Source organism: Chryseobacterium sp. c4a (genome assembly GCF_009900745.1).
Lineage (GTDB): Bacteria > Bacteroidota > Bacteroidia > Flavobacteriales > Weeksellaceae > Chryseobacterium.
Window position 1 is genome coordinate 58,112 of the sequence record NZ_WXVU01000015.1, and the last position, 17,488, is coordinate 75,599.

General features: G+C 35.1%; 19 protein-coding genes. All 19 read left to right on the top strand.

Going from position 1 to position 17,488, the window contains the following annotated elements; all coding sequences use genetic code 11:
* The first annotated feature begins 62 nt into the window (after positions 1 to 62).
* The 19 genes from GTR01_RS18020 (at position 63) to GTR01_RS18110 (ending at position 17,486) form a co-directional block, all read left to right on the top strand.
* Positions 63 to 1,196 (top strand): ATP-binding cassette domain-containing protein, encoded by a 1,134-nt coding sequence (locus GTR01_RS18020; RefSeq protein WP_160139157.1) that lies wholly within the window; start codon positions 63 to 65, stop codon positions 1,194 to 1,196.
* A 5-nt stretch (positions 1,197 to 1,201) separates the two neighbouring features.
* Entirely contained in the window at positions 1,202 to 2,644 is a 1,443-nt protein-coding gene (locus tag GTR01_RS18025) for a hypothetical protein (RefSeq protein ID WP_160139158.1), read from the top strand.
* Positions 2,645 to 2,649: 5 nt separating this feature from the next.
* Positions 2,650 to 3,228 (top strand): TetR/AcrR family transcriptional regulator, encoded by a 579-nt coding sequence (locus GTR01_RS18030; protein ID WP_160139159.1) that lies wholly within the window; start codon positions 2,650 to 2,652, stop codon positions 3,226 to 3,228.
* A 318-nt stretch (positions 3,229 to 3,546) separates the two neighbouring features.
* Positions 3,547 to 4,863, top strand: coding sequence for a phenylacetate--CoA ligase family protein (locus GTR01_RS18035; protein WP_160139160.1), 1,317 nt, complete (start codon positions 3,547 to 3,549; stop codon positions 4,861 to 4,863).
* Positions 4,863 to 5,948, top strand: coding sequence for a 2Fe-2S iron-sulfur cluster-binding protein (locus GTR01_RS18040; protein ID WP_160139161.1), 1,086 nt, complete (start codon positions 4,863 to 4,865; stop codon positions 5,946 to 5,948). Before GTR01_RS18035 ends, GTR01_RS18040 begins: the two co-directional genes overlap by 1 nt.
* Before the next feature lie 86 nt (positions 5,949 to 6,034).
* Entirely contained in the window at positions 6,035 to 6,973 is a 939-nt protein-coding gene (paaA, locus tag GTR01_RS18045; RefSeq protein ID WP_045501831.1) for a 1,2-phenylacetyl-CoA epoxidase subunit PaaA, read from the top strand.
* Positions 6,974 to 7,085: 112 nt separating this feature from the next.
* Positions 7,086 to 7,367 carry a 1,2-phenylacetyl-CoA epoxidase subunit PaaB gene (gene paaB, locus GTR01_RS18050; RefSeq protein WP_002981782.1) on the top strand — a complete coding sequence of 94 codons (282 nt, stop codon included), beginning with the start codon at positions 7,086 to 7,088 and terminating at the stop codon, positions 7,365 to 7,367.
* 106 nt (positions 7,368 to 7,473) lie between these two features.
* Positions 7,474 to 8,223: a 1,2-phenylacetyl-CoA epoxidase subunit PaaC gene (paaC, locus tag GTR01_RS18055; RefSeq protein WP_160139162.1), complete on the top strand. Its 750-nt coding sequence runs from the start codon at positions 7,474 to 7,476 to the stop codon at positions 8,221 to 8,223.
* A gap of 66 nt (positions 8,224 to 8,289) precedes the next feature.
* Positions 8,290 to 9,039, top strand: a complete 750-nt coding sequence (locus GTR01_RS18060; RefSeq protein ID WP_228452279.1) for an alpha/beta hydrolase — start codon at positions 8,290 to 8,292, stop codon at positions 9,037 to 9,039.
* Positions 9,040 to 9,042: 3 nt separating this feature from the next.
* On the top strand, positions 9,043 to 9,507 hold the full coding sequence (gene paaD, locus GTR01_RS18065; protein ID WP_160139164.1) for a 1,2-phenylacetyl-CoA epoxidase subunit PaaD: 465 nt from the start codon (positions 9,043 to 9,045) through the stop codon (positions 9,505 to 9,507).
* A gap of 144 nt (positions 9,508 to 9,651) precedes the next feature.
* Complete coding sequence (locus GTR01_RS18070; protein WP_160139165.1) at positions 9,652 to 11,400, top strand: right-handed parallel beta-helix repeat-containing protein; 1,749 nt, start codon at positions 9,652 to 9,654, stop codon at positions 11,398 to 11,400.
* A gap of 168 nt (positions 11,401 to 11,568) precedes the next feature.
* Positions 11,569 to 12,369, top strand: a complete 801-nt coding sequence (locus GTR01_RS18075) for an enoyl-CoA hydratase-related protein (RefSeq protein WP_160139166.1) — start codon at positions 11,569 to 11,571, stop codon at positions 12,367 to 12,369.
* Between the two features lie 124 nt (positions 12,370 to 12,493).
* Positions 12,494 to 13,624 (top strand): 3-hydroxyacyl-CoA dehydrogenase NAD-binding domain-containing protein, encoded by a 1,131-nt coding sequence (locus tag GTR01_RS18080; RefSeq protein WP_160139167.1) that lies wholly within the window; start codon positions 12,494 to 12,496, stop codon positions 13,622 to 13,624.
* Positions 13,625 to 13,726: 102 nt separating this feature from the next.
* Positions 13,727 to 14,041: a hypothetical protein gene (locus tag GTR01_RS18085; protein ID WP_160139168.1), complete on the top strand. Its 315-nt coding sequence runs from the start codon at positions 13,727 to 13,729 to the stop codon at positions 14,039 to 14,041.
* A gap of 5 nt (positions 14,042 to 14,046) precedes the next feature.
* The gene (locus tag GTR01_RS18090; protein WP_160139169.1) at positions 14,047 to 14,460 is read left to right on the top strand and encodes a PaaI family thioesterase; all 414 of its coding nucleotides are present in this window, start codon (positions 14,047 to 14,049) and stop codon (positions 14,458 to 14,460) included.
* Between the two features lie 68 nt (positions 14,461 to 14,528).
* Positions 14,529 to 14,891, top strand: coding sequence for a four helix bundle protein (locus GTR01_RS18095; RefSeq protein WP_160139170.1), 363 nt, complete (start codon positions 14,529 to 14,531; stop codon positions 14,889 to 14,891).
* 45 nt (positions 14,892 to 14,936) lie between these two features.
* Positions 14,937 to 16,142 carry a 3-oxoadipyl-CoA thiolase gene (pcaF, locus tag GTR01_RS18100; RefSeq protein ID WP_160139171.1) on the top strand — a complete coding sequence of 402 codons (1,206 nt, stop codon included), beginning with the start codon at positions 14,937 to 14,939 and terminating at the stop codon, positions 16,140 to 16,142.
* A gap of 101 nt (positions 16,143 to 16,243) precedes the next feature.
* A complete protein-coding gene (locus GTR01_RS18105; RefSeq protein WP_160139172.1) occupies positions 16,244 to 16,837 on the top strand; it encodes a transferase hexapeptide repeat family protein in 594 nt (197 codons plus the stop codon).
* 70 nt (positions 16,838 to 16,907) lie between these two features.
* On the top strand, positions 16,908 to 17,486 hold the full coding sequence (locus GTR01_RS18110; protein WP_160139173.1) for a transposase: 579 nt from the start codon (positions 16,908 to 16,910) through the stop codon (positions 17,484 to 17,486).
* Positions 17,487 to 17,488: the final 2 nt, after the last annotated feature.

The following is a 17,488-nucleotide window of genomic DNA, read 5'->3' on the forward strand; positions in this document are numbered from 1 at the left end:
CGATTTTATTTTTTATGGGAAAAAATAAATATTTAATATCTTGTCAGACGAAATAAAAACCGATGAAAACGTTTCAGGGATATATAGAAGAAGTGACGGATCAGATCAGTTCCGGAAACTATGACCATGCATTAAAGCGGATCATAGACTTTACACTCGATACAGAAAAAATTATTTTTTATAAAAAGACCAATGCATTTCTGAATTGGTACGATTCCCATCAATATTCCGAAGATGTTCCCGGAAAACTTAATCAGTTATTTTCTGAAATTACTGCTGAACTGAAGCAGAAAGAGCCGGCAGACCGCAATGTTCTGACCACCATGAACAATTGGGAAAAGAAGTATTCCAGTGCTTTCACATTGGGCCCGCTGAATCTTGAGATCAGAGCTGGTGAAATGATAGGATTGGTAGGAGAAAACGGAAATGGGAAAACAACGCTCCTCCGTTCTTTATGTGGAGAACTGAAAGAAACTAAAGGGGAACTGTATTTTCTTTTTCCTTATAAAGATCCGTATGATCTTCGTTCAAAGTTGATTTATATTCCACAGCGTACTCCTTCATGGAGAGGAAGTCTTCTTCAGAATCTCTTATTTGTTGCGGCATCATATAGATATTCACCTGCCGAATCTGTTGAAATTACAGAACTGATCATTGCCAGACTGGGGCTCAGGAAATTCAGAGAATATGCCTGGAAGGATCTAAGTTCAGGATATAAAATGAGATTTGAACTGGCCAGAATGCTTTTGAGAAAGCCTAAGATTCTTTTGATTGATGAACCGCTTGCCAATCTCGATATTATCGCACAGCAAACGGTTTTGGAAGATCTCAGACAGATTGCGGATTCTCCTTTTCGCCCTTTGGCAGTTGTACTTAGTTCTCAGCAGCTTTATGAGGTAGAGAAAAATTCCAGCCAGATTATTTTCCTGAAAAACGGAAAACAGCAGGATCTGAACAGAGAAGATGCGAAGTTTCTTATTATAGAGTTTGAAACCGATGAAAATATCACTGATCTGAAACGGAAGTTTTCGCAGCTTCCGCTTCAATCACTTGAGCAAAATGGAAGCACGTTTATAGCGGTGTTTGATAAAGAGATGAAACGGGAAGATTTTATACAGTCTTGTCTGGGGCAGGCGATCAGTATTGTTTATTTCCGTGATATTTCAAAATCAAGTCGGGCTTTTTTCTTAAAATAGATTTTATGTTTAAAAAAATAGATACTGCATTACTGCTTCGTTTTCCGCTGTTGTGGAATACCAAATTTCCTTATATGGTCATTGTAGGATTGTTATTTCATGTATTGGCCTTCCTTATTGGCTTCTGGTTTCAGGATTTTGGAAAAGATCTCCGTGACAAGAATTTTTATTTTTACAAAAACAGGGATCTTGCCACAGCAGGGACCGGGATTATAGGGTGTGTCATTTTGCTTGTGTGGTTTTTGTTTTATATCAGAAACAATGCCTTCAAATCATTTTATCCTAAAAAGAAGAATGACCTTTTTAAAGAATGGTTGATCGTATACATTATGTTGACCTTTTTTTCAATGGCATTTTTTACGGTAAGATATGGCAGCAGATATGCCGCTATAAGTGTCTTTTCACAGGAGGAACTGAAAAAGAAAGCTGAATTGGCCTATAAAGGAAGACTACTCCTGCTCAATGATGACTATACGAAGGATAGACAGCAGATCGTTTCACAAAAAGGTAAAACAGATTCTACAACTTATACCACAAATAGCGATGTTTTTGAATACAAGGATAGGCTATTTCCATGGAATAGTATGATTGCCAATCATGATTTTGAAATGCTTTACTCCGGCAGTAATCTGGATTCTTTGTATACGGATCAGGTGAGAATGCTTTACTATAAAAGTGATTCTGTACAGATCAAAAAAACGTTGGATGCTTATTTTGCTTTGCTTAAAGAGCATCATTTAGAAACCAATGTCACTACTTCATTATGGTTTGAATATTTTTATAATGAACCTCTGTTTGTTTCCAATGTGTATATTGATGACCGGAGCGGATATACTTCCAGTGGGTCTGAAGAATTTTCTGATGTCAAGAAGCTTTATGTAGATTCCTATCTTTTGAAAGATTATTACGGAAAGATCATTAATAGCAGTAAGTATAAGATATTTGATGATGAACTACTTCTGGTACTGGTGTATCTGGCACTTAGTTTATCTACTGTGGTAATTACATTCAGGGTGTCAACAATGAGGCAATGGGTGGTTTCTCTGATTACAGTATTGCTCCTGGCTGTTGTGAATGCCGGGCTTTTGGGACTTACCGGTGACTATTTCACAGACTTTAAAAATTTTTTGATAGCTTTGTTTGCGGAATTAATCATCTTTCTGTTGCTTGTTTTTGTGGCTAAATACCGTAAAAACGTGTCTGCTATAGCATTGAATGTGCTTGTTTTAGGTTTTCCATTTGTGATCCTTTGTTCGGCAGCTATTTGCTACAAAGTGTTTATAGATTTGCAGGATCGTGAACTTAAGATACCTTACAGACAACAGGAGTTTTATTACCACAACAGTTTTTTAAGGGATGCTGCAATAGTGAACTGTATTATAGTTTTTATTGTACTGCTTCTTTTATTGAGATTAATCCGGAATCGTAAAGCACTTCCAGGTAACTGAGAAATATGGAACTTAAAGAAAAACAAAGAAAAATATTAGACGTAGCTGTAGAACTTTTTAAAGAGAAAGGCTATATGGGGAGCTCGGTAAGAGATCTGGCTACGAAGCTTAATATCAAAGCAGCATCGCTGTATGCACACATCCGTTCAAAAGAAGAAATTCTGGAATGGGTTTGTTTTGGTATTGCACAGGAGTTTTTCGATAAGCTTCAGGAAGTAAAAAATACGAATATTGCTCCAAGGGAAAAACTGGATCTGTTTTTGGATAAACATTTATCGGTTGTTCTTAAAAACCGCGATGTTACCCACATTTATTCTATAGAATGGAGACATCTGGAAGAAAGACTTCCTGAATTCATTGAGCTAAGGAAAAATTATCAGCAGGAAGTGGAACAGCTGATTTCCGAAATCTATCAGGCAGAAAACTGGGAATTGAAATCCCCATCATTTACTACAAGATTCATTCTTCATACCCTCAATAATTCGTATTTCTGGTTCAAAAGAAATAGTGATTCTACAGATGAAATCACTGAGGAAATAAGGGATAAGATCCTTTATGGCCTGCTTGGGAATCAAAGTAATTAATATGCTTTGTCATTCTTACAAAGGGAGAATCTCTATAATTTATTTGAGTTTCATTATTACTTTATTATTTTGAATTTAGCTAATACTTTAGATTCCATGCTTCGCTTCGTTTCGCTCTGAATGACAATTAGGAAGGATATAAGTAATTTTAAAAACCCGGCTTGTACCCTTTTAATATAGCTCTTTAAATCATGGAAATTTGCTAGCCATTTTCAGTCATTTTATTTAGAATCGTTCAAAATATGACGAATGTCATAAAAATTTTGCCAGATTCCAAAATCTTGTTAAATTTACACCTAACAAATGTTAGTTAGTTTTATGGATTTTTCAGTTGAATATCTGGAGCTGGGTCAATTGAGACAGCTTCAATCCGACCGGTTAGTAAATCTCATGGGTTATCTGAACGAGAGATCGGAATTTTATAGAAGAAAGTTTGATGAATTGCAGATATCGACACATGATATAAGGTCAATAGAAGATATCACGAAACTTCCAATTACTTACAAACAGGACTTAAGAGATAATTATCCATTCGGTTTATTTACGGTTCCTAAAGCTGAACTTCAGAGAATTCACTGTTCAAGTGGGACTACAGGAAAACCAACAGTGGTGGGGTATACTAAAGAAGATGTAGACCTTTTTAGTGAAGTTGTTGCAAGATCGCTGCATGCTGCAGGTGCCAGACCCGGAATGCAATTGCATAATGCTTATGGATATGGAATTTTTACAGGAGGATTAGGGCTTCATTATGGAGCAGAGATGCTGGGAATGAGTGTTCTTCCTATTTCGGGAGGAATGACGGCCAGACAAGTGGATCTTATTGTAGACTTTAAACCGGAAGTGATCTGCTGTTCACCATCTTATGCATTGACTATTGCTGATGAATTTGCTAAAAGAGGAATTTCAGCCGATGAAATAAGTTTAAAATATGCTGTATTGGGATCTGAACCATGGACAGAAATTATTAGAGGTCATATTGAAGAAAAATTGGGAGTGCATGCTACCAATATCTATGGTTTGAGTGAAATTATTGGCCCAGGAGTTTCTATGGAAGACTTTGAAGAGAAGGGTGGTTCTTACATCTGGGAAGACCATTTTTATCCTGAAATTTTAGATCCAATTACCAAGCAGCCAGTTCCTTTTGGGGAAGAAGGAGTTTTGGTGATTACGACTTTAACAAAAAAAGCAATGCCGCTTCTGCGTTACTGGACGAATGATATTACAAGCCTCTATTACGATGAAAATGCCAAAAGAACAATGGTGAAAATGAAACCAATTGTTGGCAGAGCGGATGATATGCTGATTGTAAGAGGGGTAAATGTGTATCCAAGCCAGATTGAAGATGCATTCTCTCATGTGAAAGGAGTGGTTCCTAATTACTATTTAACCCCAATTGAAAAAGAGCATATGTGTGTGGCTTTAGATATTGATGTTGAAATTGATGATGAGCTTGTAAATGCTCAAAAAATTAAAGTAAATACCGATGATTATTTTAATTTTGTCGGAATCTTCGGGAAAAATATTGAAAACGAAATCAAAAAGAGAGTAGGGATCACTACAAAAGTGAAAGTGCATGCCCAGGACAGCTTACCGAAATGCGAAGGTGGAAAAATTAATAGAATACTAAAAAAATAATGAATTCATTTTATAAACTTAAAACTGTAAGGGTTCAGAAGGATACTTCAGATGCGGTAAATGTTGCCGTGGAAATTCCTGAAGAACTGAAAGACAAGTTCAGGTTCAAACAAGGGCAGTATCTTAATTTCCGAATGATGATCAACGGAAATGAAGAAAGACGTTCTTATTCTATCTGTAATGCTCCAAGCGAAAAAAGCAATACACTGGAAGTCTTAGTAAAATTACTGGAAGGCGGAAAAGTATCAGGATATTTCAATGAGCATCTTCATATGGATGAAATGTTGGAAGTAATGCCTCCAATGGGCGGTTTCAATACTTCTTATCACCCGACCAATGTAAAAACATATATTGGGTTGGCCGCAGGAAGCGGAATTACTCCGGTTTTATCCAATATTAAGGAAAGTCTTTATCAGGAACCGAACAGTAATGCTTATCTGTTTTATAGTAACAGAAGTATGGAGCATGTTTTAAGAAAGGCTGAAATTAATAAGCTGGTAGAACAATTCAATGGAAGGCTTAAAGTGATTTATCTGGTAAGCCGTGAAAAACATGAAGATCCTGTTTTTGAAGGAAGAATCTCTCCTGAAAAATTAGATCAGCTGTTTGAAAGATATACAGAGATTGATGTAAAAGAAGCAACTTATTTTATTTGTGGCCCTTCAGAAATGATTAAAGGGATTGCAGATTATTTAAAGAAAGATAAAAAAGTGCCGGCTATTCAGGTTTTATTTGAATATTTCACAGCTCCTGACGAAGAGAATACAGAGGAGATGAGTGATGAATTCAAAGCTATTGCCAACATTGAAAGTATGGTAACGGTAATTATTGATGATGATGAATATTCATTCCACCTTAATTCCAAAAAAGAGAGTATCTTAGATAAAGCATTGAAAGACAATCTTCCTGTACCTTTTGCATGTAAAGGAGGAGTGTGTTGTACGTGTAAAGCGGAAGTTTTAGAAGGAGAAGTTTTTATGGAGAAAAACTACGCACTTACCGAAGATGAAGTAGCCAGAGGCTTCGTTCTTACCTGTCAATGTCACCCGACGACGAATGTGGTGATGCTTAATTATGATGTTTAAAAATTTAATGTAACAATGTAACAATTTACCAGTATAACAATCATTGGTACATTGCTAGACTGATACATTGCTAAATTGAAAAAATTATGGACTTAGAAAAATTTGTTCAATACGTTCACGAAGAAAATAAAGTAGAACCAAAAGATGTAATGCCTGATGATTACAGGAAATTATTGGTTCGTCAGATTTCACAGCACGCCCATTCTGAAATTGTAGGGATGCTGCCGGAAGCTAACTGGATTTCCAGAGCGCCTTCATTGAGAAGAAAAATGGCGCTTTTGGCTAAAGTTCAGGATGAAGCAGGACATGGTTTATACCTTTATTCTGCTACTGAGACCCTAGGTGATGGAAGTATCAGAGCAGACAGAGATGCTACTTATGATGATATGCTGGAAGGAAAAGCAAAATATTCAAGTATCTTCAACTATCCAACATTAAGCTGGGCCGATATTGGTGCTATCGGCTGGTTGGTAGACGGTGCTGCAATCATGAATCAGGTAATGCTAATGGGGAACTCTTATGGCCCTTATTCAAGAGCAATGGTAAAGATCTGTAAAGAAGAATCTTTTCACCAAAGACAAGGGTATGAGATTTTAATGGCACTTTGCCGTGGTACCAAGCAGCAGAAAGAAATGGCTCAAGCTTCGTTAAATCGTTTCTGGTGGCCGGCTTTAATGATGTTTGGCCCTAATGATGACAGCTCACCAAACTCTAAAATCTCTATGAATTACAGAGTAAAAAGAGAAAGTAACGACAGCCTTCGTCAAAGATTTATTGATGTAACTGTTTCTCAAGCCGAATTCCTGGGATTAACGATTCCGGATAAAGACCTGAAATGGAATGAGGAAAGACAACATTATGATTTCGGAGAGCTTCCTTGGGGAGAATTTATGGAAATCTTAAAAGGAAACGGACCTTGTAATAAGAAGCGTATCGAAACCAAGAGAAAAGCGCAAAGAGAAAATTCCTGGGTAAAAGAAGCAGCGATTGCTTTTGCAGAGAAACAACAAAAAGAAGTAATATAATAATGTAACAATATACCAATGTAAAAATGTAACAATCAATTGTCATTCTGAGCAAAGCGAAGAATCTAATTGGTAAACTGGTACATTGATACATTGTTAAATTAATTTGACTATGGCAAATTTAGATATGTGGGAAGTGTTTATTCAGACTAAACCGGGATTATCTCACAAGCACGTTGGAATTGTACAGGCACCAACAGCAGAAATGGCTTTGCAAAATGCAAGAGACGTTTATACAAGAAGAAAAGAAGGAACTTCTGTTTGGGTAGTTCCAAGTAAATATATTGTAACTTCAGAAGGAGTGGATAAAGAAGCTTTCTTTGACCCTGCTGATGATAAACTATATCGTCACCCAACGTTCTACGAGATTCCAAACGATGTAAAAAATATGTAATAAGAATAAGACATGGAGATAATAGACGAATAGATAAAAGACGTTAAAGTTTACCTATCTATTATCTATCCGTCTATTATCTATTAGTCTTCAAATCTATTAAACAATGAATCCATTATATAATTATTTATTAAAACTTGCAGACGACAGTTTCATTATGGGACAGCGTTTATCTGCATGGTGTGGTGAAGGGCCTTACCTGGAGGAAGATATTGCATTAACAAATATCGCATTGGATGAACTTGGTCAGGCAAATAACTTTTACGTTTATGCGTCAAGAGTGATTGACAATGGTAAAAGTGAAGATGATATCGCTTTTCTAAGATACGAACACGAATATGTAAATGCACACTGGACAGAACTTCCCAACGAAGATTATGCCCAGACGATTCTGAAAGTTTATGTTTTTGCTGTGTATCAGAAACTGATGTACGAGGCGTTATCCAACTCAGCCAATGAAGAGTTGTCCGCCATTGCCCAAAAATCATTAAAAGAAGTAAGATATCACTATACTCACGCTGCATCTTGGATGAAAATCTTCGCTCAGGGAACAGAAGAAAGCCGTACACGTTTAGAGAATGCTATCGAAAATATCTGGGAATATACAAAAGGTCTATTTGCTAAAACAGAAGGTGAGGATGATCTTGCTGTTTTAAACATTGTTCCTAATGTTGATGAGCTATACAAAGAGTTTGTAGCGATTACAGAAAAAGATTTCCAAAGTTTTGGCTTGGAATATCCAACAAATCCTTTCATGCAGCCAAAATCAAGAACAGGATATCATACGGAATACTTCGGATTTATCCTTTGTGAACTTCAGTATATGCAGAGAGCGTATCCGGGGTGTACGTGGTAACAAGCCATGAAAAATTTGCTTCTGGGAATATTGATCTTTTTTCTTACAGTATATGTGATACTATGTGTGGGTGTTTATTTCTATCAGGAGAAAATTATCTTTTATCCTGAAAAGTTACCTCAAAATTATAAGTTTAATTTTAGAGATGATTTCGAAGAGATAACAATAAGAACAAAAGACGATAAGCGCTTAAATTCAGTTTTTTTTAAAGCTCAAGCCCCCAAAGGAGTTATCTTTTATTTTCATGGAAATGGAGGATCAATTAAAGAATGGAGTGAGGTTGCTCAGCTGTATAAGAGTATGAACTATGATACATTTATACTTGATTACAGAGGCTATGGAAAAAGTGAAGGTGAAATTAATAGCAAAGTCCAGCTTTTTTCGGATATAGAAGCAGCTTACAGAGAACTTTTAAAAAGGTATCCGGAGAACGAAATTATAATTTTAGGATACTCAATAGGAACGGGACTAGCTGCAAAATTAGCATCAAACCATCACGCAAAATTATTGGTTTTACAAGCACCTTATTACAGTATGAAAGATGAAATGGATCAAAAATTTTCATTTCTTCCTAAGTTTTTACTGAAATATAATTTTGAAACCAATGAATATTTAAAAACCGTTTCATCACCTGTTATTCTTTTTCATGGTGATCAAGATGAGGTTATTCATTATAATGCATCTTTGAAACTTAAAAAAAAATTTAAAAAAGGAGATCGTTTGATTTTGTTAAAAGGTCAGACCCATAACGGAATAACAGATAATTTGGACTATCAGAACTCAATGAAAATAATTCTTGATTCTGGTAAAAAATAGAATATGAATCAGCTTTTAGATTTATTAAAAACAATTCCCGATCCGGAAATTCCGGTTATTGATATTGTGGAATTAGGAATTGTCAGAGAGGCACAGATTACAGGAGAGAATTCCTGTGAGGTAACAATTACACCCACTTATTCAGCATGTCCCGCGATGTTTACCATTGAAGAGGATATTATCAAAATGATGAAGGAAAACGGATGGGAGGCAAAAGTAGTCACCAAAATGTTTCCGATCTGGACAACAGATTGGCTGACCGATGAAGCAAGAGAAAAACTCCGTGCTTTCGGAATTACACCGCCTGAAAAAGGAGCAGATGAACATCACATCGGGAAACCGAAAAAATGCCCACGCTGTGGTTCTGAACATACCAAACAGATCAGCAGGTTCGGATCTACACTGTGTAAGGCTTCTTATCAGTGTCTAGATTGCCTGGAACCATTTGATTATTTTAAATGTCATTAAATATTGAAAAGTCATTTCAAAATAAATGACTCGTTGTATAAATGAAAAAATGATGCGACAATTTTTGTCGTTAGCAGCACTTAGCTTTGCTATAGTATCATTTTTAATGATCTTATTTAAAATAATCAAAACAAAACATTTATTATGACAAATTGTAGCAGCCAGAAGTTTCCTTCAACATGTAATCCTGCAGATTATGGACACAAGGAATTTTTCATGAACACAGGAGAAGAAGTTTATTATCAGAAGATCACAGGAAGTAATTTACCGGAAGATGATGTAGTTATTCTTCTGAGGAACGGAGAGTACTATAAAGCTATTTTACCTGAAAATACCATCAATATTGAATGGTACAGATGTAATAAAAGATATGCTGATGACGAAGCTATTATTGTGGCAGCTGTTAAAATGGCAGCCTATTTAGGAGCAACATTAAGGTTTGATGCCAGAGAGTATATTGTAAACAAACAATTGGACTTTCAGGAGCTTTCCTGTTTCAAACTGTTGGGGGACAGACAGCATACATGGATCAAATCAGATAGTAAAGAAAAGATTGAAGGAGCTTATTTTAATTTTACGGACTGTAATAATTTTATTATAGAAGGGTTGAAGTTTGATCTGAATAAAAGTAACCTACCTGTTTATAATTCTGTAGATAATTCTACAGATAAAGAATATAATGGAGGAATATTCATTACTAAATCATACAATATAAAAATTACAAACTGTTACTTTTTTGATTTATATAATCGTGCAGTACATATTTATTCTTGTTTTAAAGGGGATATTCTTGTGAGTGATAATCTTTTTGAAAGCGGGCTTCAGGAACAATCTTACATGATGGAGCATTTGGTAATTGGACAATGTAGCTGGGCAAATGTAGTTGTAGAAAATAATAATTTCATAAATGCTGAAAACCATAATCCTGATCATGGAGTTGTTGCTATTTATGCTTTTGAACTTGGTGAGTTTGGATCTGTACTAATAAATAACAATAATTTTGAATATTGTGGAAGAAATCATGCAGGGGGGCACAGGCTTTATGCAATTGATTTTTATGATTATGTCGATAATTTTATTATTTCAAATAATACATTTAAAAACTTAACCTGGGGAGCCATTAGATTTGATGGAACCCGAAAAAATGGAATTATAAATGACAATATTTTTCATCAACTGATTGCTGATCAGGATGGGATGATTATGGTAGCTTCCAGAGAAGGAGAAAAGTATAATCAAATAGTATTTAAAAATATCAGTATTCATAACAATATCCTGGATTCTGAAACTGAACTAAGCTATGGTATTACAATACAAGGACTTTCTCCTTTTTGTGCAGCAGAAAATATTGATATTTCAAATAATAAAATGTACAATCTAAGATATGGAATTACAATTCATGGAGATGTAAGTGTTGTATCAATAAGCAATAACCAGGCTTTTAATCTTATAGGGATAGGTATTAGAGTAAAAGGATTTAAAACAGGGCATGGAAATGTTCCTTTACAGCCTAAGAAAATAGAAAAAATTTATATTAATGATAACCATCTCAATGGAAGAAAAGAGCTTAGCTACGACGGTTTTGTAGGAATCCAAATAGATGGGTTAGATGTTGCGGATAAATACATGGGGCGAGTGTTGATTAATAATAATTTTGTTACGGGGAATAGTACGGGAATGGGAATAGTTATTAATCCTGGTAAAACTCTTGAAAATGTTGTTACAATTGCAAATAATACTCTTGAAAATCTGAAGAGAGGTTTCTACATACGAACAAATAAGGTATTTGTTAAGGATAATTTGATTTATAATACCTCCGAACCAATTGATGATACAAATGTACCTGGTCAAACAATTTATCACGAAAATTTTAATAACAACGTGATGATTTAAAATGATATAAATAATAAATACACTAATGAAACCATGTAGCAGTTTACTGAAGAAACTCAGGGCTATGTGAGACATAACGATGGCATTGCCATATTGTTAAATTCTTACGCTGTTACATTAATTTATATTGTTAAATTAGTGCATTGTTAAATATAAATTCAAAAAACTATGTATACACAACTCGATATTAAATCGCACTTTGACGGAAAGCTTAAAATCGCCTACCTGAATCAGCCTGAAACAATGAATGCGCTTACCAAGCCAGCTTTAGGAGATCTGAAAGATTTCATTAAAGAATGCAGTGAGGACGAAACGGTAAGATGTGTTGCTATTTCCGGAAGAGGAAGAGCTTTTTGTTCAGGACAAAATCTGGATGAAGCTTTTGTGGTTGGAAAAGAGCACCATGATCACGACATCATCAGAAAAATTGTAGTAGATTATTACAATCCTTTAGTAACTGAAGTTACCCGTTGTAAAAAGCCGGTTATTGCCTTGGTAAATGGGCCTGCAGTAGGAGCTGGTGCTATGTTGGCATTAATCTGCGACTTTGTACTGGCAAACAATAAAGCTTACTTTGCTCAAGCATTTTCAAATATCGGTTTGATCCCTGATACAGGAGGTACTTATTTCTTACCGAAACTTTTAGGTAGACAGTTGGCTAATTATTTAGCTTTTACAGGTAAAAAATTATCTGCGGAAGAATCTAAATCTTATGGTCTTGTTGCTGAAGTTTTCAATGAAGAAGAATTTACTCCGAAGTCAATGGAAATCCTTGAAAGAATGGCCAATATGCCAACTGCAGCCCTTAAGCTGACGAAAAAGGCTTTTGCTCATTCTTACACAAATACATTAAAAGAACAACTGGATCTGGAAGCAGACCTTCAACAAGAAGCAGCAGAAACAGAAGATTTTATAGAAGGTGTAAATGCCTTTTTACAAAAAAGAAAACCTGATTATAAAGGAAAATAAGATTAATATAACAATTTATGAATGTAACAGTTTACCAATCAATGTAAATGCCTAGCATGATTCAATTTTTTGATAAAATTGTTACATTGGTAAACTGATACATTGTTACATTATTTTTTTAACTATGAATATTGGAATTATTGGGGCAGGAACCATGGGTGTTGGAATTGCTCAGGTAGCTGCAACAGCAGGATGCAAGGTCGTTTTATTCGACGCTAATGCTCCACAAATAGATAAAGCACTTACAGGTTTAGAGAAAACCCTTCAGAAATTAGCTGAAAAAGGAAAAATTTCTCAGGAAAAAACCACAGAGATCAGAAACAATATCGTTAAAGGTGAAGCATTACAGGATTTAAAAGATGCTGATTTAGTTATCGAAGCGATCATTGAAAACAAAGATATCAAAACCAAGGTTTTTACAGAACTTGAAACGTATGTTTCTGAAGACTGTATCATCGGCTCCAATACATCATCCATTTCTATCACCTCTCTTGGTGCAGAATTGAAGAAACCGGAGCGTTTCATCGGAATTCACTTTTTCAATCCGGCTCCGTTGATGCCTTTAGTGGAAGTGATTCCATCTTTATTAACAGAAAAAACTTTAGCTGAAAAAATATACAACCTCATGAAAGACTGGGGCAAAGTACCTGTTATTGCTAAAGATATTCCTGGGTTTATTGTGAATAGAATTGCTCGTCCATATTATGGTGAAGCATTAAGAATTGTAGAAGAAAATTTGGCAACACCCGAACAGGTGGATGAAGCCATGAAAACTCTTGGAAACTTTAAAATGGGGCCTTTTGAGTTAATGGATCTTATTGGAGTAGATGTAAACTTCGCTGTGACTACAACGGTTTATAAAGATTATTTCTACGATCCGAAATATAAACCTTCTTTACTTCAACAAAGAATGTCGGAAGCTAAACTTCATGGCAGAAAAACAGGAAAAGGATTCTATGATTACAGTGAAGGTGCTGTAAAACCCGAAGCACAGAAAGATGATGTTCTTTATCAACAAATCTTTTTAAGAATCATTTCAATGCTCATCAATGAAGCTGTTGAAGCGAAAAGATTAGGCGTTGCCAATGACGAAGATATTGAACTGGCGATGCAGAAAGGAGTAAATTATCCAAAAGGATTATTAGGCTGGGGAAAGGAAATAGGATATTCAAAAATTTCCGAAACATTACTAGATCTTTACAACGAATATCAGGAAGAAAGGTACAGACAAAGTCCGTTACTACGTAAAATGTAACAATATACCAATCTAACAATGTAGCAATTGCGCTGTCATGCTGAGCTTGTCGAAGCATCTCATTGGTAAACTGTTACATTGTTAAATTATTAGATTGAATAAATGAATATAGAGGAATTCAGAGCAGAACTGGAAACAAGGCTTCTCATTGAAAAGCAGTATTTAACTCAGGAAGCTTCTTCCATGGAGAGTCAGGAAAGACTCGAATTACTTGGGAAGTTTAACGAAAAATACAGAATGCTGATTAATCGATTAGCCATTGAAAATGGGATTGACTTAAATGCATTATATGAACCGGAAAATAGCTCTGTTGATTCCGATACTCATCTTTCATATGAACAGGTAATTCTTGGTAAAACCATGAGCGTTTACGATAGATTATCAGATGAATTGTATGAAGAAATAATAAACGAATAGTAAAAATGAATCCAAGACAAGTTGCAGATTATATGTTCGATCAGGATTATTTTTCCCAATGGATGAATATCAAAATGATTGAAGTGAAAGAAAACTATTGCCTGATAGAAATGCCTATCAAAAAGGACATGCTGAATGGGCTTAAAACCGTTCATGGTGGAGTTACCTTTGCTTTTGCAGATTCAGCATTAGCATTTTCATCCAACAATACCGGAGATGCAGCTGTAGCTTTAAATTGTATCATCAATTTTACCAAAGCTGGAAAAGAAGGTGATGTGTTTAGAGCAGAAAGTGTTCTGGTTAATGATACCAGAAAAACAGCTGTTTATGATATTAAAATCACCAACCAAAACGAAGAACTGATTGCCAAATTTGTAGGAACAGTTTATAAAATCGGGAAAAAAGTAACTGAACTATAAGTTCAATGTAATAATATACCAGTATAACAATGTACCAATAATAAAAAGAAAATTTATTTCTGACACAAATGATAAATTTCGAAAATAATCCATTAATTGAGAAAACTGTTCAATTTTCTTTAGATATAATTGAATTTTGTGAATTGTTAGAAGAAAAAAGAAAATTTGTTATCGCAAAACAACTATTACGTTCCGGAACAAGTATAGGTGCAAATGCTTTTGAGGCACAAAATCCTCACAGTAAGAATGATTTTGTAAATAAAATTAAAATTGCAGCTAAAGAATTGGAAGAAACCAAATATTGGCTATATCTGTGTAAGAATTCTAAAACTTATCCTTTTGAAAAAAAATTAGAAGTTCAAATTACAGAGATTGGAAAGATAATATATAAAATATTAAGTACAAGTTTAAATAAAAACCCATCAATCTAGTATTGTTACACTGTTACATTGCTAAATTGTTATATTAAAATAATTATGAACAACGTATACATCATAGACTATGTGAGAACTCCTATTTCAAAACTACAGGGAGGATTATCAGAAGTAAGAGCCGATGACTTGGCGGCCATTGTTATCAAAGAAGTGGTAGCAAGAAACCCTGAAGTTCCTGTTGAAGAAATTGAGGATGTAATCTTCGGATGTGCCAATCAGGCTGGGGAAGATAATAGAAATGTAGCCAGAATGGGGCTTTTATTGGCCGGACTTCCTTATAAAATAGGAGGTGAGACGGTAAACAGACTTTGTGCTTCAGGAATGTCAGCGGTAGCCAATGCTTTCCGTTCCATTGCAGCAGGGGAGGGTGAGATTTATATTGCAGGTGGAGTAGAGCATATGACTCGTTCTCCTTATGTAATGTCTAAGCCTAGTGCAGCTTTCGGAAGAGACAGTCAGATGTATGATACTACTTTTGGATGGAGGTTTGTGAACCCGAAAATGAAAGAAATGTACGGTGTTGACGGAATGGGTGAAACAGCTGAAAATCTTGCAGACATTCATCAGATCAACAGAGAAGATCAGGATAAATTTGCCCTTTGGTCTCAGCAAAAAGCGACTAAAGCTCAGGAAAGTGGAAGATTGGCTGAAGAAATTGTAAAAGTTGAAATTCCTCAAAGAAAAGGTGATCCTATCGTTTTTGAAAAAGATGAGTTTATCAAACCCACTTCTTCTATGGAAGGATTAGGAAAACTTCGCCCGGCTTTCAGAAAAGAAGGAACGGTAACTGCCGGAAATGCTTCAGGAATGAATGACGGAGCAGCAGCATTGATCTTAGCCAGCGAAGAAGCTGTGAAAAAATATGGGTTAAAACCGAAAGCTAAAATCTTAGGATCTTCTGTAGCTGGTGTTGAACCAAGGATTATGGGAATAGGGCCTGTGGAAGCTACTCAAAAGCTATTAAAGAGATTAAACCTTTCTCTTGATGATATGGATATCATTGAATTAAATGAGGCTTTTGCAGCACAAGCATTGGCTGTAACAAGAAGCTTAGGGCTGCAAGATGATGATGCAAGAATAAATCCTAATGGAGGTGCCATTGCCATAGGTCACCCACTAGGAGTTTCCGGTGCAAGAATTATCGGTTCGGCAGCTATGGAACTTCAGAAACAAGATAAAAAATATGCATTGTGTACTCTTTGTATCGGTGTTGGACAAGGGTATGCAATGGTGATTGAAAAAGTATAACTTTTCAAATAATGTAACAATGTAACAGTTTACCAATATAACAATATTCATCTATTGCTAGACTGCTACATTGTTAAATTGGTACATTAAATTTAAACTTTATGAACATTTACTCATATCACGGAATCCGTCCTATTATAAAACCCTCTGCCTATATTCATCCGCAGGCAGTAATTATAGGGAATGTGGAAATTGGTGAAGAAGTCTATATCGGCCCGAATGCAGTAATTCGTGGCGACTGGGGAAAAATTATCATTAAAGATGGAGCGAATGTTCAAGAGAATTGTACACTCCATGTTTTCCCCAATATAGAAACGATTTTAGAGGAATCTGCTCACATTGGACACGGAGCGATTATTCACTCGGGACATATCGGAAAAAACTGTTTGATCGGAATGAATTCTGTAGTGATGGACAAAGCTTATATCGGTGATGAAAGTATTGTGGGTGCTTTGGCATTCGTTCCAGCTAATTTCAGATGTGAACCCAGAAAATTGATTGTAGGAAGTCCTGCAAAAATTATCCGTGATGTTTCTGATGAAATGATTCATTGGAAAACAGAAGGAACAAAACTATATCAGGAATTGGCAAGAGAAGGAAAAGAAGCCATTCTGCCTTGTGAGCCTTTTACTGAGTATGTAAAGCAGATCCCAACAAAGATTGTAGATTATAGTATCTGGGATGATGTGAAATAACTATGGAATCTCTAAACCTAACAGGTTTCTAAAACCTGTTAGGTTTACACTTAAGTATTGGATTAAAAAGATGGTTAACACAGAAAGTTTTGAATTTGAAGGAATCTACCATATTTTCTCTCATGTAAATGGGACTGAAATTATTTTTCGTGAAGCTTCAAATTATCAGTTTTTTCTGGAAAAAGTAGAGAAATATATTCATCCTATAGCTGATATATATGCTTACTGTCTGTTGCCTAATCATTTCCATTTATTATTGAGATTTAAGAGTTTTGAGAATGTAAATAATGAGAATGAACATCAATTCTTAATGAAACCTTTCAGTGACTTGTTGAATGCTTATGCAAAAGCTTATAATAAGGTTTATAACAGAAAAGGAGCTCTTTTTCTTAATACAATAAAGCGGAAAAAAGTGAATGATGAAAAGTATTTGTTGAAAGTTGTACACTATATACATAACAATCCTGTACATCATGGCATTGTTAACAATATTGAAAATTGGAAACATTCTTCCTATAAATCTTTTTTTAATTTAGAAAAAGAAAGCAAATTGGATAGGAAAACGATATTAGATTATTTTGAAACAATAGAAGACTTTATGGTTTATCATAATTCAAATGTTGAATATGATTATTTGGATTTAGAATAGTT

Excerpts from the sequence above, each read along its gene's own strand:
- GTR01_RS18095 (WP_160139170.1), top strand. The coding sequence starts at position 14,529 with ATGATAAATTTCGAAAATAATCCATTAATTGAGAAAACTGTTCAATTT.
- pcaF (WP_160139171.1), top strand. The coding sequence starts at position 14,937 with ATGAACAACGTATACATCATAGACTATGTGAGAACTCCTATTTCAAAA.
- GTR01_RS18035 (WP_160139160.1), top strand. The coding sequence starts at position 3,547 with ATGGATTTTTCAGTTGAATATCTGGAGCTGGGTCAATTGAGACAGCTT.
- paaD (WP_160139164.1), top strand. The coding sequence starts at position 9,043 with ATGAATCAGCTTTTAGATTTATTAAAAACAATTCCCGATCCGGAAATT.
- GTR01_RS18020 (WP_160139157.1), top strand. The coding sequence starts at position 63 with ATGAAAACGTTTCAGGGATATATAGAAGAAGTGACGGATCAGATCAGT.
- GTR01_RS18085 (WP_160139168.1), top strand. The coding sequence starts at position 13,727 with ATGAATATAGAGGAATTCAGAGCAGAACTGGAAACAAGGCTTCTCATT.
- GTR01_RS18025 (WP_160139158.1), top strand. The coding sequence starts at position 1,202 with ATGTTTAAAAAAATAGATACTGCATTACTGCTTCGTTTTCCGCTGTTG.
- GTR01_RS18105 (WP_160139172.1), top strand. The coding sequence starts at position 16,244 with ATGAACATTTACTCATATCACGGAATCCGTCCTATTATAAAACCCTCT.
- GTR01_RS18090 (WP_160139169.1), top strand. The coding sequence starts at position 14,047 with ATGAATCCAAGACAAGTTGCAGATTATATGTTCGATCAGGATTATTTT.
- GTR01_RS18075 (WP_160139166.1), top strand. The coding sequence starts at position 11,569 with ATGTATACACAACTCGATATTAAATCGCACTTTGACGGAAAGCTTAAA.
- GTR01_RS18070 (WP_160139165.1), top strand. The coding sequence starts at position 9,652 with ATGACAAATTGTAGCAGCCAGAAGTTTCCTTCAACATGTAATCCTGCA.
- paaA (WP_045501831.1), top strand. The coding sequence starts at position 6,035 with ATGGACTTAGAAAAATTTGTTCAATACGTTCACGAAGAAAATAAAGTA.
- paaC (WP_160139162.1), top strand. The coding sequence starts at position 7,474 with ATGAATCCATTATATAATTATTTATTAAAACTTGCAGACGACAGTTTC.
- GTR01_RS18030 (WP_160139159.1), top strand. The coding sequence starts at position 2,650 with ATGGAACTTAAAGAAAAACAAAGAAAAATATTAGACGTAGCTGTAGAA.
- GTR01_RS18110 (WP_160139173.1), top strand. The coding sequence starts at position 16,908 with ATGGTTAACACAGAAAGTTTTGAATTTGAAGGAATCTACCATATTTTC.
- GTR01_RS18080 (WP_160139167.1), top strand. The coding sequence starts at position 12,494 with ATGAATATTGGAATTATTGGGGCAGGAACCATGGGTGTTGGAATTGCT.
- GTR01_RS18040 (WP_160139161.1), top strand. The coding sequence starts at position 4,863 with ATGAATTCATTTTATAAACTTAAAACTGTAAGGGTTCAGAAGGATACT.
- paaB (WP_002981782.1), top strand. The coding sequence starts at position 7,086 with ATGGCAAATTTAGATATGTGGGAAGTGTTTATTCAGACTAAACCGGGA.